This window comes from Saccharothrix sp. NRRL B-16348 (genome assembly GCF_001280085.1).
Lineage (GTDB): Bacteria > Actinomycetota > Actinomycetes > Mycobacteriales > Pseudonocardiaceae > Actinosynnema.
The window spans coordinates 43076-62448 of record NZ_LGED01000102.1 but is presented as its reverse complement, the minus strand read 5'-3'; the positions used below and the strand labels follow the sequence as shown (position 1 = coordinate 62448).

Annotated in this window: 16 protein-coding genes; 7 read left to right on the top strand and 9 right to left on the bottom strand. The window is 73.4% G+C overall.

The window, feature by feature from the left end:
• Positions 1–3: 3 nt before the first annotated feature.
• Positions 4–1683 (bottom strand): FAD-dependent oxidoreductase, encoded by a 1680-nt coding sequence (locus ADK67_RS11340; RefSeq protein WP_053716418.1) that lies wholly within the window; start codon positions 1681–1683, stop codon positions 4–6.
• Here ADK67_RS11340 and ADK67_RS11335 point away from each other — a divergent pair.
• Together ADK67_RS11335 and ADK67_RS11330 are read left to right on the top strand one after the other, a co-directional pair.
• The gene (locus tag ADK67_RS11335; protein ID WP_197289395.1) at positions 1682–4789 is read left to right on the top strand and encodes an AfsR/SARP family transcriptional regulator; all 3108 of its coding nucleotides are present in this window, start codon (positions 1682–1684) and stop codon (positions 4787–4789) included. The genes ADK67_RS11340 and ADK67_RS11335 overlap by 2 nt on opposite strands.
• 59 nt (positions 4790–4848) lie before the next feature.
• Positions 4849–6339 carry a bifunctional 3-(3-hydroxy-phenyl)propionate/3-hydroxycinnamic acid hydroxylase gene (locus ADK67_RS11330; RefSeq protein WP_053716361.1) on the top strand — a complete coding sequence of 497 codons (1491 nt, stop codon included), beginning with the start codon at positions 4849–4851 and terminating at the stop codon, positions 6337–6339.
• On the opposite strand, the gene ADK67_RS50695 is transcribed toward ADK67_RS11330, so the two are convergent.
• Positions 6318–6590 carry a hypothetical protein gene (locus ADK67_RS50695; protein WP_157620133.1) on the bottom strand — a complete coding sequence of 91 codons (273 nt, stop codon included), beginning with the start codon at positions 6588–6590 and terminating at the stop codon, positions 6318–6320. The two genes, ADK67_RS11330 and ADK67_RS50695, sit on opposite strands and share 22 nt — an antisense overlap.
• 107 nt (positions 6591–6697) lie before the next feature.
• The gene (locus tag ADK67_RS11325) at positions 6698–7129 is read right to left on the bottom strand and encodes a hypothetical protein (protein ID WP_053716360.1); all 432 of its coding nucleotides are present in this window, start codon (positions 7127–7129) and stop codon (positions 6698–6700) included.
• A gap of 190 nt (positions 7130–7319) precedes the next feature.
• Here ADK67_RS11325 and ADK67_RS11320 point away from each other — a divergent pair, with 190 nt between their 5' ends.
• Complete coding sequence (locus tag ADK67_RS11320; RefSeq protein WP_053716359.1) at positions 7320–10385, top strand: discoidin domain-containing protein; 3066 nt, start codon at positions 7320–7322, stop codon at positions 10383–10385.
• Positions 10386–10611: 226 nt separating this feature from the next.
• On the opposite strand, the gene ADK67_RS11315 is transcribed toward ADK67_RS11320, so the two are convergent.
• Genes ADK67_RS11315 through ADK67_RS11300 form a run of 4 tightly spaced genes read right to left on the bottom strand, consistent with a single transcriptional unit; the run spans position 10612 to position 13599 of the window.
• Positions 10612–11085: a hypothetical protein gene (locus tag ADK67_RS11315; protein ID WP_053716358.1), complete on the bottom strand. Its 474-nt coding sequence runs from the start codon at positions 11083–11085 to the stop codon at positions 10612–10614.
• Positions 11086–11141: 56 nt separating this feature from the next.
• Positions 11142–11843 carry a response regulator gene (locus tag ADK67_RS11310; protein WP_231648126.1) on the bottom strand — a complete coding sequence of 234 codons (702 nt, stop codon included), beginning with the start codon at positions 11841–11843 and terminating at the stop codon, positions 11142–11144.
• Positions 11840–13060 carry a sensor histidine kinase gene (locus tag ADK67_RS11305; RefSeq protein WP_053716357.1) on the bottom strand — a complete coding sequence of 407 codons (1221 nt, stop codon included), beginning with the start codon at positions 13058–13060 and terminating at the stop codon, positions 11840–11842. Before ADK67_RS11305 ends, ADK67_RS11310 begins: the two co-directional genes overlap by 4 nt.
• The gene (locus ADK67_RS11300; protein WP_157620131.1) at positions 13060–13599 is read right to left on the bottom strand and encodes a hypothetical protein; all 540 of its coding nucleotides are present in this window, start codon (positions 13597–13599) and stop codon (positions 13060–13062) included. The genes ADK67_RS11305 and ADK67_RS11300 overlap by 1 nt, the downstream gene beginning before the upstream one ends.
• Before the next feature lie 278 nt (positions 13600–13877).
• Between ADK67_RS11300 and ADK67_RS11295 the strand changes: the two genes are divergently transcribed.
• From ADK67_RS11295 to ADK67_RS11280, 4 genes are read left to right on the top strand one after another with little or no spacing between them, the layout of a single operon-like run.
• Positions 13878–15059 carry a 3-deoxy-7-phosphoheptulonate synthase gene (locus ADK67_RS11295; RefSeq protein WP_082403382.1) on the top strand — a complete coding sequence of 394 codons (1182 nt, stop codon included), beginning with the start codon at positions 13878–13880 and terminating at the stop codon, positions 15057–15059.
• 14 nt (positions 15060–15073) lie between these two features.
• Positions 15074–16072: an FkbO/Hyg5 family chorismatase gene (locus ADK67_RS11290; protein ID WP_197289394.1), complete on the top strand. Its 999-nt coding sequence runs from the start codon at positions 15074–15076 to the stop codon at positions 16070–16072.
• Positions 16073–16089: 17 nt separating this feature from the next.
• Positions 16090–17706, top strand: coding sequence for a hypothetical protein (locus ADK67_RS11285; protein WP_053716355.1), 1617 nt, complete (start codon positions 16090–16092; stop codon positions 17704–17706).
• A gap of 27 nt (positions 17707–17733) precedes the next feature.
• Complete coding sequence (locus ADK67_RS11280) at positions 17734–18225, top strand: DoxX family membrane protein (RefSeq protein ID WP_082403380.1); 492 nt, start codon at positions 17734–17736, stop codon at positions 18223–18225.
• 71 nt (positions 18226–18296) lie between these two features.
• Here the strand turns inward: ADK67_RS11280 and ADK67_RS11275 are convergent, their stop codons facing one another.
• Both ADK67_RS11275 and ADK67_RS11270 read right to left on the bottom strand, forming a co-directional pair.
• Positions 18297–18623, bottom strand: a complete 327-nt coding sequence (locus ADK67_RS11275; protein ID WP_053716354.1) for a DUF1540 domain-containing protein — start codon at positions 18621–18623, stop codon at positions 18297–18299.
• Between the two features lie 157 nt (positions 18624–18780).
• Entirely contained in the window at positions 18781–19254 is a 474-nt protein-coding gene (locus tag ADK67_RS11270; RefSeq protein ID WP_053716353.1) for an SRPBCC family protein, read from the bottom strand.
• Between the last annotated feature and the right edge of the window lie 119 nt (positions 19255–19373).

The window sequence follows — 19373 nt, the reverse complement described above, 5'->3', positions numbered from 1 at the left end:
ACCTCACGACCTCTCCAGGTAGCGGTGGACCAGCGACACGGCCATCGCGCCGTCGCCGACCGCCGACGCGACCCGCTTCACCGAGTCCGCGCGCACGTCGCCGGCGACGAACACGCCCGGCAGGCTGGTTTCGAGGTGGTAGGGCGGCCGGTCGAGGTCCCAGCCGTCGGGCAGGCGGCCGTCGGTGACCAGGTCCGGTCCGGCGAGCACGAACCCGCGCTCGTCCCGGGCCAGTGTGCCCGCGAGCCAGTCGGTGTGCGGCGCGGCGCCGATGAACGCGAACAGCCAGGACGCCGGCACGGTCGTCGTCTCGCCGGTCTTGTTGTGCCGCAACGTGAGCGTCTCCAGGTGCTCCTCCCCGGTGCCGCCGACGACCTCGGTGCACGTGCGCACCTCGATGTTGTCCACCCGGGCGAGTTGTTCGACCAGGTAGTGCGACATGGATCGGGCCAACGAGTCGCCGCGCACGACCAGCACCACGCGGCGGGCGTGCGCGGCGAAGTAGAGCGCCGCCTGGCCCGCCGAGTTCGCGCCGCCGACGAGGTGGACGTCCTGGCCCGCGCAGCTCGGGCCCTCGGTGGTGGCCGCGCCGTAGAACACGCCGCGGCCGGTCAGCCCGCCGAGGCCGGGCGCGTCCAGCATCCGGTAGGACACGCCGGTCGCGAGGATGACGGTGTGCGCGGCCAGTTCGGTGCCGTCGCCCAGCCGCACCACGCGTGCCGCGCCGCGTGCCTCCAAACCGACCACGTCGCACGCGGTCAGCACCTCGACGTCGAACTTCAGCGCCTGCCGGCGGGCGCGGTCGGTCAGCTGCTCGCCGGACACGCCGTCGGGGAAGCCGAGGTAGTTCTCGATCCGGCTGCTGGTGCCCGCCTGGCCGCCGGTGGCGCGCCGCTCGACCAGCACCGTGCGCAGGCCTTCCGAGCCGCCGTAGACGGCCGCGCCCAGCCCGGCGGGACCGCCGCCGACCACGATCAGGTCGTAGAAGTCGGTGGACGGCCGCGTGGTCAGGCCGACCCGGGCGGCCAGCTCCGCGTCGGACGGCTCGATCAGCGTCTCGCCGTCCGCGGTGACGACCACGGGCAGCCGCGCGCCGTCCTCGCCGCACGCGGTGAGCAGCCGCCCGGCTTCGGCGTCGCCGTCGTCCAGGGCGTGCCAGCGGAACGGGACGGAGTTGCGGGCCAGGAAGTCGCGCACCTCGTAGGACCGCGACGACCAGCGGTGCCCGACGACCCGGACCTGCCGGGCGGGCCCGCGGTCGGCCGCCGACCAGGCGCGCAGCAGGTCGTCCAGCACCGGGTACAGCTTCTCCTCCGGCGGGTCCCACGGTTTGAGCAGGTAGTGGTCGAGGTCGACGACGTTGATCGCGCGGATCGCCGCGTCGGTGTCGGCGTAGGCGGTCAGCAGCACCCGCCGTGCCGCCGGGAACAGGTCCATCGCGGCTTCCAGGAACTCGATGCCGCTCATGCCGGGCATCCGGTAGTCCGCCAGCAGCACCGCCACCTCCTCGCCGCGCAGCTTGATCTCGCGCACCGCGTCGAGCGCCTGCGCGCCGGACTCGGCCCGCACGATCCGGTAGTGCTCGCCGTACTTGCGGCGCAGGTCGCGCGCCACGGACCGGGACACACCCGGGTCGTCGTCCACGGTCAGGATCGAGGGCCGCGCGACCTGAGGTGTCGTCATGTCCACATTGTCGTTCCCGCCCGGACGGCCGCCCCACCGCGGTTACCCTCTGCTGGTGTTCGGCGCCGTGCGGTTCGGGGTCCTGGGACCGTTGAGGGTCGAGCGTGACGGTGAGCCGCCGGCCCTGGGCGGGCGGCGGCAGCGTGACCTGTTGACGCTGCTGGTGTTGCGCGCCAACCGGTTCGTGAGCGCCGAGTGGCTGGTCGACGCGCTGTGGGACGGGCGGCCGCCGTCCGGCGCGCAGGTGACGCTGCGGTCCTACGTGGCCGTTCTGCGGCGTGCCCTCGAACCGGAACGGGGCCGGCGTGCGCCCGCCGAGCTGGTGCGCGGCCACACCGGTGGGTACGAGTTGAGCGTGCCACCGGACGCCGTGGACGCCGTCCGCTTCACCACGCTCGCCGGGCGAGGCGCGCGGGCGCTCGCCGAGGGCGGGTGGGAGGCGGCCGAACGCCACTACGCCGACGCGCTCGCCCTGTGGCGCGGCGAGGTGGCCGCCGCCGACCTCACCGCCGTCCGACCGGACGCGGCACGCCTCGCCGAGGCGCGGACCGCAGCGGGCGAGGGCCGCTTCACCGCCGCGGTGGCCGCCGGTCGGCACGACGCCGTGCTGCCGGACCTGCGCCAGTTCGTGGCCGCCCACCCGGAGCGGGAGAACGCCCGCGCGCAGCTGATGGTCGCGCTCTACCGGGCGGGCCGGCAGACCGACGCGCTGGCGGTGTACGACGAGGGCCGCCGGCTGCTGGCCGACGAGCACGGCGTCGAGCCGGGTGAAGTCCTGCGCGACCTGCACCGCCAGGTGCTGACCCACGCCGTGCCACCGGTCGGCGGGAACGCGGGCGCACCTGCGTCGCCCGCCGGCACACCCAACCACGGCCACACCCCGGCGTCGCCCGCCAGCGCGCCCACGCGCGGCCACACCCCGGAACGGCAGGCGCCGCACGCCAACCTGGTCGGTCGCACGGCCGAACTCACCCTCCTCACCGACCTCCTCGCGGCGTCGGGACGGGCGGGCGGCCGGTTCGCGGCGATCGTCGGCGAAGCGGGCATCGGCAAGACCACCCTGGCCGGCGCCGTCGCCCGCCGGGCCGCCGACGCCGGCATCCCGGTCGCGTGGGGGCGCTGCCCCGATCTCGGTCAGGCGCCGCCGTTCTGGCTGTGGACCCAGGTCGTGCGCGCCCTCGTGCCCCTGGCGGGCGACGCGGGCGCCGACCCGGCGCTGGCGGGTTTCCGCACCGGCCCGACCGCGGACGCCGACATCGACCCCGCGGCCCGCTTCCGCACCTACGACGCGGTCTCGGCCCTCGTGCACGCCGCGGCCCGCGCCACCGGCCTCGTCCTCGTGCTGGACGACCTGCACGCCGCCGACGCCGACTCCCTGCTCCTCCTGCGCTACCTGGCCACGACCGTGCACACCTCCCGTGCGCTGGTGATCGCCACGCTGCGCCCCTACGAGCACGACCCCGCCCTCGTCGCCACGCTCGCCGACCTGGCCCGCAGCCCCGGCACCCGACAGCTCCGGCCGACCGGCCTCGACGCCGACGCGGTGGCCGGTCTGGTCCGCGAGCACACCGGCGCGCCGGCGCCGGACGACCACGTGCTCGACCTGCTCACCCGCACCGGCGGCAACCCGTTCTTCCTCACCGAACTGCTGACGTCCGCCGAGGGGACCGGCGCGCCGCCGCCGAGCGTGCGCGACACCGTCCGCCTCCGGCTGCACGCCCTGGACGACGACACGCGTGACTGGCTCGACGTGCTGAGCGTCGCCGGCCGGGACCTGGACGTGGACCTGCTCGAAGCCGCCACGGCCGCCGAGGTCCGGCTCACCCCGCACGTCACCCACCTGGTCACGGAGCCCGCCGCCGGCGTGGTGCGCTTCCGGCACCCGCTGTTCGCCGAAGCCGCCTACGCCGACCTCACCCCGACCCGCCGCGCCGACCTGCACGCCCGACTCGCGGACGCGGGCGGCGACACCCTCACCCCGGCCGAGCTGGCACACCACTACGGCCGGGCCCGCGGTCGGGAGGACGACCACCTGCGCTGGACCCTCGAAGCCGCCGACGACGCCACCCGCCGTCTCGCCTACGAGGACGCGTTGGCGCACCTCGACCGGGCCGCCGCCCTGCTCACCGCGCCAGACCGGGAACTGGCCGTGCAACTGCACCGCACGTCGTTGCTCCAGATCACCGTCGGCATCGGCAGCGACGCCGTCGACCTGGCCGCCGCCCGCGCCCGCGCGCTGCTCACCCGCGTCGGTACCGGCACGGACGTGCGCCCCGCCCTGTGGACGCTCGGCGAGCTGGCCTGCAACCGCGCCGAGTTCGCCATCGCCGCGGACCTCGCCGGCCGACTCGCGGCGGGCGACGGCGTGATCGGCGCCGCGGGCCACTACCTGCTGGGCGCGGTCGGCTACTTCACCGGCCGCCTGGCCGAGGCCGACGACCACCTCACCGCCGCCATCGACCGGTTGCCCGAGCTGGACCCGCGCGAACTGCGGACCGGCCGCACCCCGACCCTCGCGACCTACGACTTCCGCGCCCTGGTGCGGTCCCTGCGCGGTGACGCGGCAGCGGCCCGGGCCGACATCGCCGCCGCGCACGCCCTCGCCGAACGCGCCGACGACCCGTACGGGCGGGCCAACGCCGCGTTGTTCGCCGCGTGGACCGCCATGCAGGAGCACGACGTCGTCACCGCGCTCGCCGCCGCACGCCGCTGCCGCGAGATCGGCGCGCGTCAGCACATGCCGCACTTCGTCACCACCGGCGACTTCTTCGCCGAGTGGGCGGCCGTGCGCGGCGGGGACGACAGCCGCGTCGCCGCCATGCGGGCGGCGAGGGAGGGCATCCACCGGCTCGGCCTGCGCTCGACCCGCACGATCACCATCGCGGCGATGGCGGACGCGCACCTGGCGATCGGGCGCCACGCCACGGCGGCGGCGTTGGCCGACGAAGGTCTCGCCCTCGCCGAAGAGGTCGGCGAACGGGTCGTCACCGCCGAGCTGCACCGCGTCCGCGGGCTGGCCACCGACAACCCGGCCGACCTGGACACCGGCGCGCGCCTGGCCGAGGCGCAGGGCGCCGACCTGGTGCGAGCCCGCTTCCCACGCTGATCCCACAGAACTCCAACAGCCCTCCGCTGGCATGTGACCCGGCACCAGGAGGAGGACGCATGGAGTTCGACGTCGTAGTGGTCGGTTGCGGGCCGGTGGGGGCGCTCACCGCCAACCTGCTCGGCGCCAGGGGCGTGCGCACCCTGGTCGTCGAACGCGACACCGCGCCGCACCGGCAGCCGCGCGCGTTCTCGTGCGACGACGAGGCGTTGCGGATCTACCAGCAGGCAGGTCTGCTGGCCGAGGTCGCCCGGGACATGCACCCGCCGGCGCGGGCCGAGTACGTCAACGCCAAGGGCCGGGTGTTCGCCACCATCGCCCTGGACGAGGTCGACTTCGGGCTGGGCAGCCGTCCCCTGCACTTCTTCGACCAGCCGCGCCTCGAAGCGGCCCTGCGTGCCGGGCTGGACCGGTTCCCGCACGTCACCCTGCGCACCGGCGTCGAGCTGACGCGGCTCGCGCAGGACGACGAGGCCGCCACCGTCGTCCTGCGCGACCTCGCCACCGACGAGGAAACCCCGGTGCGGGCGAAGTACGTGCTGGGGTGCGACGGCGCCCGCAGCACGACCCGGGTCGCGGCGGGCATCGCGCTCGGCGGCACGTCCTACGCCGAGCCGTGGCTGGCGGTCTCCGGCGACGTCGCGCCGGGTGCGGTGCGGGTGCCGCACACGACGTTCGTGTGCGACTGGCGGCGGCCCGCGTTCGTCTCACCCGGCGCGTTCGACACCTACCGGCTGGAGTTCATGCTGCGCCCGGACGAGGCCGCCGCGGACGTGACGAACCCGGAGGCGGTCGCCCGGCTCGTCGCGCCCTACGTCGACCCCGACCGCTTCACCGTCACGCGCGCCGTCGTCTACACGTTCCACCACCTGGTCGCCGAGCGCTGGCGCGACCGGCGGGTGTTCCTGCTCGGCGACGCCGCCCACCAGATGCCGCCGTTCCTGGGCCAGGGCCTGTGCAGCGGGCTGCGTGACGCGGCCAACCTCACCTGGAAGCTCGCCCTGGTGCTGGGATCGGACGCCCCTGTGTCGCTGTTGGACAGCTACGAGGCCGAACGCCGCCCGCACACCGAGGCGATGGCCCTCGCCAGCGTGCGGCTCGGCCGGGTGTTCCTGGTGCGGAACCGGTTCGCCGCTTTCACGCGGGACGTGGTGCTGCGCGCCGTGCAGACCGTGCCGCGGGTGCGCCGCCTGGTGCGCCACTTCGAGTTCAAGCCGCGGCCCGCGCTGCCGGACGGTCGGGTCATGTTCCCGCAGCCCGAGGTGGTCGTCGGCGGCACGAGACGGTTGCTCGACGACGTGCTCGGACCCGACTTCGCGGTCGTCGGACCGGGCGTGGACGCGCGCACGGCACGGGACTGGTCGGGGCCGCGCGCAAGGTTCCTGCGGGTGGTGGCCGACGGCGAACCCCACACCGAGGACGACCTGGTGGACGTCACCGGCGCGCTCACCGCCTGGTTCGCCCGCCACCGCGCCGACGTCGTCGTGCTGCGCCCGGACCGGTTCGTGCACGCCGACCGATCACGAGGTCAGGTCAGGAAGACCCAGTAGAAGTCCCAGGCGCCGCTGTACGGCCGGCAGACGTAGTAGTCGACGCCCTCCGGGATCTTCGCGCCCTCCGCTTCGCACTCCTCCTCGGTCGCGAAGGTGGCCATGTACTGCCAGTAGTCCATCGCCGCGACGGGTGCGGCTTGCGCTGAAACAGCGTCAGCGGGTGCGGTTCGGGCGGAAGCGGCTTGGGCTGTTGCTTGGGTGGACGCGGCGGCCAGGAGCAGCAGGGTCGTCAGGAGCAGTGCGCGCATCGGGGTTCTCCCTTTCGCGGAAAACGCTTTCCACACGGCGGCGCCACCGATCACAGCACAGCCGCGGGCCGCCTGGCAACGCGGCGCCCGTACCCGAGGGCCGGCGGTCAGCGGTTCGTCTCGCCCGTCTCGTCCGCGAGGTCGACGTCGGCGAGGTCGTCCACCCCGACCACGTCGGCGCCGTTGAACACCACGACCAGACCCAACTCGGTGAAGCCGGGCACGCGGCACTCGGCGAACCGGACCAGCCAGTCCCGGCCGGGGTGGAAGGTGAACTCCGGGTCGGCCACGGCGTCCGGCGCGTAGCCCGGGTGGTCGCGCAGGTGGTCGGCCACGGCCTCGTGCGCGGCGGCGAGCAGCCGTTCGCGGTCCCGCAGCACGGAGCCGATGAACGGCAGGTCGAGGTCGGCGGTGGTGGCCGGTTCCTCCACCAGCACGCTCACCGACGTCCCGGCGGCGGACGTGTTCCAGCACGCCACACCTTCAGGGGTGTGGTCCACCTGGGTCAGTTCACCGAAGCCGGGGATCGCGATCGTCACCGGGCGATCCTATGCGTCGCTCCCGGACCCGACCGGAACCGGGCCGCCGGGTGCGCGAGAACCGGTCTCCCACTCCCTTGACGGCGGCACGGCGGGTGAAGTTCGCTGTGGGAGAGCGCTCTCCCAGAGTTTGTCGACGATCCGCGGCCGGCGGCACACCGGCCGCGGGTCACCCCTGCCTGGAGTCGCCATGCCCGAAGCGCCCACCCGGCACCGCCGCCGGGTCCTGCCCCTGCTCGCCGTCCTCGCCGCCCTGATCGCCGGGCAGCTCACCGCCTCACGGGAGGCGAGCGCCGCCGGAGTCCTGCTCTCCCAAGGCAAACCGACCACGGCCTCGTCCACCGAGAACGCGGGCACCGCCGCGTCCGCCGCCACCGACGGCAACGCGGGCACCCGCTGGTCGAGCGCGTTCGCCGACCCGCAGTGGTTGAGCGTCGACCTGGGCGCCACGGCCACGCTGGACCGCGTGGTGCTGACGTGGGAGGCAGCCTACGCGACCGCGTTCCAGCTCCAGACCTCCGCGGACGGCGTCACGTGGACCACGATCCACACCACCGCCACCGGCGCGGGCGGCACGCAGAGCATCCCGGTCACCGGCGTCGGTCGGCACGTGCGGCTGTTCGGCACGGCCCGCGCCACCGGCTACGGCTACTCGCTGTGGGAGTTCCAGGTCTACGGCACGACCGGCGGTTCCTCCTCCGGCACGCCGATCTCCGAGTACAAGCAGGTCGCGGCCTCGACGTGGGAGGGCGGCAACGCACCCGCCGCGGCGCTGGACGGGCGCGCGAACACCCGCTGGTCCAGCCAGTTCGCCGACAACCAGTGGCTGCGGGTCGACTTCGGCGGCGTCGCCGCGGTCAACCAGGTCGTGCTGAACTGGGAGGGCGCGTACGCGCGCGGCTACCGGCTCGAGACGTCGAACGACGCGGTGAACTGGACGTCGATCTACTCGACCACCACCGGCGCGGGCGGCACGGAACGGCTCACCGTCAGCGGCACGGGTCGTTACCTGCGGTTGTTCGCCACGGCGCGCGCCACCGGCTACGGGGTGTCGTTGTGGGAGTTCCAGGTCTTCGGGACCGTCGACACGTCCGCGGCCACCCCGCCGTTGCTGTCGCCGCCGACCAAGGCGCCCGCGGTGACGGGCCGGTTCGCGCTGTCCGCGCCCGCCGACCAGGCGATGATCACGTCGACCCGGCGTCCGGCGTTCTCGTGGGCGGCCGTGCCGGGCGCGGTGCGCTACCAGGTCTGGCTCAACGTCAGCCGCACGGACTACGACTTCACCGCGTCGGGCAACCTGATCGACCTCTACACCAAGGTCGCCGAGCCCACTGGCACCGGTTACACACCTTCGTGGGACATCGCCGACCGGTGGACGTACCGGTGGTTCGTGGTGGCGGTGGACGGCTCGGGCGCCACCAGCGCGTCGAACATCCGCACGTTCAGCGTCTACCTGCCGACGTTGACCTCGGTGGACGACGGCGTGCGGGTGGTGAACGGCAGCCGTGACCTGAACAAGAACGGCGCGATCGAGCCGTACGAGGACTGGCGGCAGCCCGTGGAGGCGCGGGTGAACGACCTGCTCGGTCGGATGACGATCGAGGAGAAGGCGTACCAGCTGTTCTACAACGCCCAGGTGTTCCCGCGTTCGGGGTGGCACTTCGGGCCGGCGGAGGCGCAGGACCTGCACACCGCGCTGCTCGGGTCGAGCGGCACGCGCCTCGGCATCCCGTTCGTGTCGGCGGGCGACACCATCGCCGGGTACAAGACGACGTACCCGTTGCAGAGCGCGTTGGCGGCGGCGCGGAACTACCCGTTGCAGTACAAGCTCGGCGACATGCAGCGGCGCGAGCAGCTGGAGGTCGGCACGCGCGGTGTGCTGGGGCCGTTGGCCGAGGTGGGCACGAAGGTGCTGTACCCGCGCATCCAGGAGGGCAACGGCGAGAGTTCCGAGGTGGCGGCGGCGCAGGTGCGGGCGCTGGTGGCCGGGTTGCAGGGCGGGCCGGAGCTGAACCCGGCGTCCGTGCTGGCGACCGTGAAGCACTGGCCGGGCGAGGGCGCGGGCGGTGAGGCGTTGATCGTGTACGACAACGTGACGATCAAGTACCACGTGGCGCCGTTCCGGGCCGCGATGGAGGCGGGCGCGGTCAACATCATGCCGGGGTACGCGGGCAGTTCGCTGCTCGATCCCGGTGGGCCGGGCGCGGGCGACAGCGCGAAGATCCTCGCGTACCTGCGGCAGAACCTCGGGTACACCGGGCTGATCACGACCGACTGGTTGCCGTCGGGGTCGTGGGTCGGCGCGGCGAACGCCGGTTCCGACGTGATGGGTGGCGCGGACCCGGGCGCGGCCGGGTTCAGCATCGGCGGGTTCACGTCGGCGGTGCCGTCGGCGCGGATCGACGACGCGGTGCGGCGGGTGCTGCGGCTGAAGTTCAAGCTCGGCGTCTTCGAGAACCCGTACGGCGACCCGGTGAACGGGCCGTACCGGTTCCACAAGCCGGAGTACGCGGCGCTGGCGAACCAGGCGTCGCGTGAGGCGATGACGTTGTTGAAGAACACGGGTGGCGTGCTGCCGGTGCGGCTGAACCGCGGTGACAACATCGTGGTGGCCGGTCCGCGTGCCGACGACACGGCCGCGTGCTGCATCTGGACCAGCTACTTCCACCAGGAGTACGGCTCGCAGACCATGCTGGAGGCGATCCGCGCGCGTGCCGCCCAGGCCGGGGTGAACGTGCACGAGGACACCGGGCCGTCACCGAAGCTGGCGATCGTCGCGGTGGGCGAGACCTCGTACACCCACGCGACCAGTTGGCCGAAGGAGCAGCCGTACCTGCCGCCGGACCAGCTGGCGCTGATCCAGGACTTCCACCGCCAGGGCATTCCCGTCGTGGTGGCGCTGGTCCTCCCCCGCCCCTACGTGATCACGGAGTGGCACGACCTGGCGAGCGCGATCGTCGTGACGTACCGGGGCGGCGAGGAGATGGGTCCGGCCCTCGCGTCCCTCCTGTTCGGCGACTACACCCCGACGGGCAAGCTCCCGTGGCAACTGCCCCGTGCGCTGACCGACGTTCTCCGTCCCGGCGGCACCGACACCCCGGCCGACGCCACCGAGCACTGGGACCTCCCGTACGACCTGGGCGCCACCGCCGCCGAACGCGCCGACATCCGCGCCAAGATCGACTCGGGCTCCCCCGTCCCTCCCACCTACGGCAACCCCCTCTACCCCTTCGCCGCCGGCCGAACCACCTGGTAACCGCGAGAGTCGTACCCCCACCCCGCGCGTGTCCTACGTTCGCGTCACGCGTGTCCTACGTTCGGAACACGTGAGTTCAACGCTCAGAACAAGATCCACTGTCCTGAGCGTTGAACTCGGGGTACCTGAACGTAGGACACGCGCGTTCTGAACGTAGGACACGCGCGTTCTGGACGTAGGACACGCGCGGGCTGAGGGTAGGACTCTCGAGGGGTGGAGGTAGGACTCACGGGGAGAGGGTGGTGATGCGGGTGCGGAGGGCCGCTTCCAGGTCGCGCAGTTCGCGGGCCGGGGCGCCCAGGCCCGTCATGGACAGGCGGCGGGATTCGAGGCGGTCGCTGCGGTAGCGGGGGAACGCCAGTTTCAGCGCGCAGTCCAGCACGCCCAAGTGGTAGCGGAGGAGTTCGACGATCCGCTGCGGCGGCGGGGGACGGTCGGTCTGCCACACGAGGTCCGCCGCCCAGCCGGACAGCCTGCCGTACTGGGCCGCCACCGCACGGCCGCTGCGCGCGACCTCCCACGACGTCTCACCGGGTTGCGCGCAGTCGGCGATCACGGCCTCCGCCCGCTCCTGCAGCGCCACGGCCTGGACGACGACCTCCAGCAACGCCCCCAGCCGCACGAGTTCCGCCGTGGCCGGGTCGAGCAGGACGCTCGGCGGTTCGGCACGGCGAGGTGCCCGGCGCGGGAGGATGCGCACACCTCACGGTACCGCGCACACCGCCCGCCCCGCCCCCGTCCGACCGACCTGAACGATCAAGACGGCCGTCCGGCGGGCGGCGGCGGACTGCTGCCCGGCACGACCAAGCCGCTCTGGTACGCCGCCGCGATGGCCTGCGCGCGGTCACGCAGCCCGAGCTTCATCAGGATCCGGCCCAGGTGCGTCTTCACCGTCGCCTCACCGACCACGAGGTGCGCGGCGATCTCCGGGTTCGACAACCCGTGCGCCACGAGCACCAGCACCTCCCGCTCCCGCACCGTCAGCTCGCCCATCTCCGCCGACGTCGGCATGTGGTGGCGCGGCCGGGCGGCGAACTCGCGGATCAGTCCTTTCGCGACAGTCGGGTCCAGCCACGCCTCACCGGACGCGACCGTGCGCACCGCGTCGACCAGCTCGCGCGGCACCGCGTCCTTGAGCAGGAACCCGGTCGCACCGGCCCGCAACGCCGCGTACACCGCCTCGTCCACGTGGTACGTCGTCAAGATGATGATCTTGGTGGCGTGGTCCTCGCCCGCCGGGTCCGCGTCGATGATCCGCCGCGTCGCCTCCACCCCGTCGACGCCGGGCATCCGCACGTCCATCAGCACCACGTCCGGGTGCAGTTCCTCGGCCCGCGCCACCGCGCCCGCGCCCTCGTCCGCCTCGGCGACCACCTCGATGTCCGGTTCGGCGTCGAGCAGCATCGCCAGCCCGGCCCGCACCAACGGCTGGTCGTCCACCAGCATCACGCGGATCACCGCGGTTCCCGCACGGGCTCGCTCGCCACCGGCCCGGCGACCGGCAGCACGGCCGTCACCCGGAACCCGCCCCCAGGCACCGGCTCGGTCTCCAGCCGCCCGCCCACGATCGCCAGCCGCTCCACCAGCCCGGTCAGGCCGTGGTTCGTGGACAGCGTGCGCTCCGGCCGCCGCCCCCGACCGTCGTCGGTGACCTCGACGGTCAGCTCGTCGACTTCCCACCGCAGCCGCACGTCCACCTGCGCGCCGGGTCCGACGTGCTTGGTCACGTTGGTCAACGCCTCCTGCACGACCCGGTACGCGGCGAGGTCCACGCTGGCCGCCAGCCGGCCCGGCTCGCCCTCCACCCTCGTGTGCACCCGGACCCCGGCCGCCGCGATGGTGCCGACCAGGTGCTCGACGTCGGCCAGGCCGGGCTGCGGCCGACCGGTCACGGTGTCGCACGACCCCTCGTCGTCGTAGCTCAGCCGCAACGCGGTCAGCATCCGCCGCAACTCGCCCATCGCCTGCTCGCCCGCCTCCTCGATGTGGCCGAGTGCGTGCCCGACCCGCACCGGGTCGTTGTCGAGTACCCGCCGCGCGCCCGCCGCCTGCAGCACCATCACGGTGACCGAGTGCGCCACGATGTCGTGCAGTTCGCGCGCGATGCGGGTGCGCTCGCCGATGACCGCCTCGTGCGCCTCCACGCGGCGGCGGAACTCGAGGTCCTCGGCGTGCTGGCGGCTCAGCCGAGCCCACCGCCCGCCGGCCCACACGCAGCCGTACACGAGCAGGTAGAACACCAGCGTGGCGTAGGTGGCGACCAACCGCGCCTCGGGCGGCCGGGACGCGGCCTCCCGCAGCCCGGCCAGCACGGCGAGCACCGCGCACGCGAGCAGCGCGCCCGCCGACACCCTGAGCTGCCCGCGCAGCGCGACGGTGAACAGCGCGACGCACGGGATGGCGGTCGGCTCGAAGTCCAGCTCGCTCGTCGGCGTGACGAGCACCGCCCACACCCAGACGACCCCGAACACCAGCACCGGGTGCCTGCGCCGCACCAGCAGCGCCGCGAAGCCGACCGCGACCAGGGCGGTGAACAACCACAGGCCCGCGCCCTCCGGTGTGCGGCTGCTGACGGCCGAGAACAGGAAGACGTCCACGACGGCGGCCGAGGCCGCCAGGGCGACGTCGACCGCCGTGGCGCGGGACAACCACGATGGCCGCCCCTCCCCGTCCATCAGGCGGGCTCCTTCCGGCACGTCGGCAGGAGGTCGCACCGGTCGCCCGGCACGAGGCCGTCGTCGGGCTCCTCGAACTCCGGCTTCCGCTGCTCGGCCACGACTTCGGGCACCCGCCGCAGCAGTTCGGGCGTGACCGCGTCACGCGAGCCGGGCGCGATGACGCCCAGGTGCTCCAGCGCCGCCCACAGGTCGCCCTCGTGGCGGTCGAGCGCCTCGTCCAACCGGGAACCGGTGAACTCGCCGACGTTCGGCTCGTGCCGCGAGTCGTCGTTCGCCATCCGGATCACCGCGAACCGACGGCCCTTCCCGCCCGGCAGCGGGCTGAACGTCACCCGCTCCGCGACGAGCCGCTCGACCCGGCCCGCCTCGCCCAGCGGCAGCACCAGGAGGTCGATGCCGGCGGTCGCCTCGGCGATCCCCTCGGTCGCGGCGGGCACGAGCACCGCGCCCGGTTCGACGAGCAGCCCGGTGGCCAGGTGGCCCTCCGCCGGTTTCTCCTCGAAACCGGCCGCCTGCACCGACACCACAAGACGCACGTGGGAACTGGACACTATTCCTCCCCTTGTCACGCGATCCGGCGTTCAGCACGCGCCCATTTCGCACGCACCGCGAACAATGGGATCACCCCCTCCCCGAACTATCGTCCACCCTGCGTGGGAGCTTGACGATCCCCCTCACGGTTTACCTCGATCGGGCGACGCAGCACGGGAAAGAGGACCCGGTGAATCCACCCGGGGACCGACGAAAGGCAACCCGCGTTTCCGCATGATTGCCGTTGAAACCAAGAGCTGGAACCGGATCAACGGAGGCGCGAGTGTCCACGGAGCCCGTTCCGCGCAGCCACGCCAGGGTGTTGTCCGAATGGGAGACGGCGCACTGGAAATCGCTGCCCGCGGCACAGCAGCCGTCGTGGCCCGACCGCCGCGCGCGGTCGTTCCGGGCCAGGTTGGCACGACTGGACGGCCTGGTGACGCCGGCCGAGGTGGCGGCGCTGCGGTCCGAGCTGGCCGAGGTCGCGGCCGGTCGGCGGCTCGTCGTGCAGGCCGGTGACTGCGCCGAGCCGTTCGGCGAGTGCGGACCGCGGCACGTGACGCCCAAGGCGGCGCTGGTCGACCGGCTGGCCTCGGCCCTGGGCCACGACGACCGGCCCGTGGTGCGGGTCGGCCGGATGGCCGGGCAGTTCGCCAAGCCGCGCTCGCGGCCGACCGAGGTCGTCGACGGGGTGGAGCTGCCGGTGTACCGGGGCGACCTGGTCAACGCGCCGCAGGCGGACGCGTGGGCCCGGCGGGCGGACCCGACGAGGCTCATCGCCGGCTACCACGCGGCGCGGTCGGCGACGGAGCTGCTCCGCCACCACCACCCGTCGCTGTGGACCAGCCACGAGGCGCTGGTGCTGGACTACGAGCTGCCGCTGGTGCGCCGGGACGACCGGGGCGTCCCGCTGCTCACCTCGACGCACTGGCCGTGGATCGGCGACCGGACCCGTGCCGTCGACGGCGCGCACGTGCGGCTGCTGGCGTCGGTGGCGAACCCGGTGGCCTGCAAGGTGGGCCCGGGGATGCGGCCGGACGAGCTGCGGGCGCTGTGCGCGCGGCTCGACCCGGAGCGGGAGCCCGGTCGGCTGACGCTGATCGCCCGCCTCGGCGCGGACCGGGTGGCCGAGCTGCTGCCGCCGCTGGTGGAGGCGGTCCGCGCGGCAGGCCACCCGGTGGTCTGGCTGTGCGACCCGATGCACGGCAACACGGTCACCGACGACCGCGGCCGCAAGACACGGCTGGTCGACGCGGTCGTCCGCGAGGTCGCGGCCTTCCGGGCGATCGTGCCCGCCGCCGGTGGGGTGGCCGGCGGCCTGCACCTGGAGACCACGCCGGACGAGGTCGAGGAATGCGGTTGGGACGACTTCCCGACCGGCACGTACACGAGCCTCTGCGATCCGAGGCTCAATCCCGGACAGGCGCTCGCCGTGATCGCGGCGTGGCGTTCCGTCCGACTCTGAGGGGGGAGAAACCATTGCGTGGCAACGTCATCGTGACACCGCCGTGCACGTTCCGGACGGCGGAGGACTTCGCCGTCCTGGCCGGCGACACCGTGCTGGGCGCCGTCCGCCACTCGACCGCGGGTGGCCGGCCGCGGTGGGAGCACGGCCTGCCGGTCCTCCCGCTGCACATGGTGCGGCCGGGTGAGCCCGAGGTGGTGGAGGTCTGGCACACGGAGGGGAGCGTGGTCCGGACCGGCGAGCACAAGGGGCTGCTCTACGCGCACGACGGCGAACTGCTGTTCTGCGCCGGGTGGATCGGGCCGTCGGAGGACTGCGGCGAGGCGACGCGCCAGGCGTACCTGGCGGCGTTCGAGCTGGTCGAGGACCTGGGCTACCGGAACGTGTTCCGCATGTGGAACATGCTCGACGGCATCACCGAGCGCAGCGCGCACGGCACCGAGGTGTACCGGGACTTCTGCGTCGGCCGGGGCAAGGCGTTCGACGAGCGCGGGCACGCCATGCCGGCGTCGACCGGCATCGGCTCGCTGGGCGACGGCGTCGCGTTCTACTTCCTGGCGCACCGGTCGCACACCGCGGTGCACCTGGAGAACCCGTTGCAGGTGCCCGCGCACGAGTACCCCGAGCAGTACGGGCCGAGGCCGCCGAGCTTCGCGCGGGCGACGTACCTGAAGCCGGAGCAGGGCCGGGGCTCGCTGTACGTGTCGGGCACCGCGAGCATCCTCGACCACGCCACCGTGGCGCCCGGCGACGTGGCGCGCCAGGTCCAGGTGACGCTGGCCAACATCGCCGCGCTCATCGGCGCGGACAACCTGACCGGGCACGGCATCGACGGCGGCTACCGCCTCGAAGACCTGCGCGCGATCAAGGTCTACGTCAAGCGACCCGAGGACGTGCCGGTCGTGACGCGGCTGTGCCGCGACGAATTCTCCCGGCGCGCGGACATCGCGGTGTTCACCGTCGACGTCTGCCGCCCGGACCTGCTGGTCGAGATCGAAGGGATGACACCGTGAACCGAGGGGGAACACCCATGCCGAGCACATCGGTCCTGGCCGAGCCGGACGCCGTCCGGATCCTGATGGTGACCGACGGGACGGCGAGCTTCGACCGGGCCGACTTCGGCCTGGCCACGCTCGTGGACGTGCTGTCCACGCCGCCCGGGCCGTGGGTCCGGTTCGAGGTGACGAGGGCGCACCGCGAGGAGAACCTGCCCGCGCTGTCCGCCGACCTCCCGGGTTTCCGGTTCGACGGGCACGACCTGGGCCAGTACAACCAGATCTGGCTCTTCGGCGTGGCCCGCGCGGACCGCGCGCCGCTGGACGAGACCGAGTTGCGGGCGTTGGCGGAGTTCATGGACGCCGGCGGCGGCGTGTTCGCCACCGGCGACCACGAGGACCTGGGCGTGTCCCTGTGCGGCGACCTGCCGCGGGTCCGGAGCATGCGCAAGTGGCACTGGCCGGACCCCGGCCCGAACGGCGAGCCGGTCGCGCCGTCGATCGACGGGCCCGACCGCAACGACACGCTGTCCGAGGGCCACGACCCGCTGTTCCAGCTCAACGACCAGTCCGACGACATCCCGCAGGTCATCACGCCGCGGATGTACGCGACGTCGGACTCGCCGAAGTGGGCGCACCAGGGTTACCCGCACCCGCTGCTGTCGGGGCCGCGCGGCACGATCCGCGTGCTGCCGGACCACCCGCACGAGGGCGAGTGCTACGTGCCGGACGACCTGACCAGGTCGTTCGCCTTCGACGGGTACGAGATCACCGAGTACCCGGCGGGCCTCGCGCCGGAGGTCGTGGCGTGGTCGACGCTCAACGCCCGGGCCGCGGACCGCGACCCGCGCAAGGGGCGGCTGGACGCGAGCACGTTCGGCGCGATCGGCGCGTACGACGGGCACCAGGTCGGCGTGGGCCGGGTGGCGGTGGACGCCACGTGGCACCACTTCTTCAACGTCAACCTGGTGGGCGACCCGACCGTGCCGGAGGACCCGATCAAGAGCGTCGGGTTCGCCGCGTCGGAGTCGGGGCGGGCCGCGTACGAGGAGATCAAGGCCTACTTCCGCAACATCGCGGTGTGGTTGTCCCGACCGGCCACCCAGGAGGCGATGTGGTGGCGCGCGGTGTGGGCGACGCGCTGGCACCACCAGGTGGCGATGGACCTGCGGCCGTCCCTGATGGGCGCGCCGGAGAACCTGGACCTGGCGGAGCTGCTGCGGATCGGCGTGGACGCCCGCCAGGTGCTCGCCGCCACCGTCACCAGGGCGGACGCGTTGCAGTGGGCCGGTCGGCACGGCGTCGGCGCGGTCGACGCGGGCCTGTGGGAGACGGTCCGGCAGCACCTGGACCCGTGGCAGCCGCGGTCGGGCGACGAGGAGGCGGGCCACCTGCCGAACCTGGTGATGTCGCTGCTGCCGGAACTCGTGCTGGACGCGGTGCTCGGCGCGGTCGTGTACGCGGTGGCCGCGGCGTTCCCGGAGCCGACCGCGGAGGCCCGTGACCGGGCCGCGGGCGTCGAGTGGCCGGGGATGGTGCGCCCGCACCTGAACCGGGCGCTGGAGGTCGTCGCCGAGCAGGTCCAGCGGACGGACACGCGGTTGCGGTCGCTGGGCGACACGCTCACGGCCGCACGCCGGTCCGGCGCCTGACCCGGACCACGACGAGGGGGATGACGGATGACCAGGGAGCTGACCGACGTGCCGGAGACCGACCACGCGCCGTCCGCCGGGTCGTCGCGCACGGCGTTGCTCGACGGGGCGTCGCGCGCGGTGGACGGCGTGCTGGACCGGAGCGTCCCGCTGCTGAGGATCGCCTTGGGCGTGGTGTTCCTGTGGTTCGGGGTGCTGAAGGTCGCGGGCACGTCGCCGGTGCGCGACCTGGTCGCCGCCACGGTGCCGTTCCTGCCGGCGTCCTGGTTCGTGCCGACGATCGGCGTGTTCGAGGTGCTGGTGGGGATGGCGCTGATCGTGGCGGTCCAGGTGCGGCTGGTCGCGGCCTTGGCGGCGCTGCACCTGCTCGGCACGTTCCTCGTGCTGGTGGTGCAGCCGGCGATGGCGTTCCGCCACGGCAACCCGTTGCTGCTCAGCGTCACCGGTGAGTTCGTGCTGAAGAACCTGGTGCTGCTGGCCGCCACGCTCGCGGTCGCGCGGCACCACCGACGGCGCTGAGACGCCGTCCCGCCCGCCGGTCGGTCAGCTCTGAGGGGTGCTGACCGGCCGGCGGCGGTCGGGTGGGGCCCTCAGGACGTCGTCGGGCTCGCCGCGCCCGACGCCCTGGTGTAGGTGAGGCAGTTGGCGGCGTGGTCACCCTGGCCGGGCCCGACGCGCACGCCGGAGGCGGTGCACTCCAGATCGGCGTTGTGGATGCAGTCGGTGCGCGAGCACGCGCCGACTTGCGCGACGACCTTCGGCAGACCGCCCTTGCGGGCCAGGGGGATGAACGTTCCGCAGTCGGCGGCGCCGTTCGCACCGCTCACGGTGATCGCGAAAGCGTGACAACCGTCGTGGTTGTACGAACAACCCGTGACCGTGCACGAGCTGACTGCCGGCATTTCCGTGGTGGTCATGACCGCTCCTCTGGGCAGCAGTTTCCTCACCTGGACGTTGCCACCGACCACCGGACGCCGCAACACGAAATCATTAAGGGGAGGCTAACCTAAAAGCCCCGAGAACGATTCGCACGCCGTCCGGAAATGCGATTTCCGAACGTGCGAGCGAAAGGGATCACTCCACCCGACGCGCACCCTCGGCCACCGCCTTCAACCGGTCGAGGGTGCGCTCGATGTTGCGCTGGTTCTGCGTGTCCCGGTCGCGCACGCCCGTCGCCAGCACGGTCAGCGGCCGGTACCACGCCGGGCGGCGGTCCCAGGTGCTCTCCGTGACGCGGCAGCCGGTGGCGGTCGGCTCCAGGTCGTACTGCCAGCGCGACACCGGCACCCCGAGGGACCGCACCTCGAACGCGAACCGGGTCGGCCCCGCGTCGGTCACCGTCGAGACCGTGCGCCAGACCCGGAAGCCGCGCCGGTTCGACCCGACGAAGCGGGCGCCCACCGCGGGACCCGTCGCCGGGGCGAGCCACCGCCCACCGGAGTACTCCTCGGCCACGCCCGCCAGGCCGCGCAGATCGCTCACCAGGGCGTACACCTCGTCGACCGGGACCTCGACGTCGACGTGCGCCCGTGCGTTCGGTTCGGTCACGCCCGGAACCTAGCCGATCGACCTACCCGCCGGTAGCCCGCGTCACGGCTGCCACGTCGGCCGCGCGAGCCCGTCACCTTTCGCCGCGCCGGCTCGTCCACCCGGTAGACGACCGGGAG

What these genes read in the sequence shown, in the direction of transcription:
- ADK67_RS11335 (WP_197289395.1), top strand. Translation starts at nt 1,682, where the DNA reads ATGTCCACATTGTCGTTCCCGCCCGGACGGCCGCCCCACCGCGGTTAC.
- ADK67_RS11340 (WP_053716418.1), bottom strand. Translation starts at nt 1,683, where the DNA reads ATGACGACACCTCAGGTCGCGCGGCCCTCGATCCTGACCGTGGACGAC.
- ADK67_RS11330 (WP_053716361.1), top strand. Translation starts at nt 4,849, where the DNA reads ATGGAGTTCGACGTCGTAGTGGTCGGTTGCGGGCCGGTGGGGGCGCTC.
- ADK67_RS50695 (WP_157620133.1), bottom strand. Translation starts at nt 6,590, where the DNA reads ATGCGCGCACTGCTCCTGACGACCCTGCTGCTCCTGGCCGCCGCGTCC.
- ADK67_RS11320 (WP_053716359.1), top strand. Translation starts at nt 7,320, where the DNA reads ATGCCCGAAGCGCCCACCCGGCACCGCCGCCGGGTCCTGCCCCTGCTC.
- ADK67_RS11305 (WP_053716357.1), bottom strand. Translation starts at nt 13,060, where the DNA reads ATGGACGGGGAGGGGCGGCCATCGTGGTTGTCCCGCGCCACGGCGGTC.
- ADK67_RS11285 (WP_053716355.1), top strand. Translation starts at nt 16,090, where the DNA reads ATGCCGAGCACATCGGTCCTGGCCGAGCCGGACGCCGTCCGGATCCTG.
- ADK67_RS11280 (WP_082403380.1), top strand. Translation starts at nt 17,734, where the DNA reads ATGACCAGGGAGCTGACCGACGTGCCGGAGACCGACCACGCGCCGTCC.
- ADK67_RS11275 (WP_053716354.1), bottom strand. Translation starts at nt 18,623, where the DNA reads ATGACCACCACGGAAATGCCGGCAGTCAGCTCGTGCACGGTCACGGGT.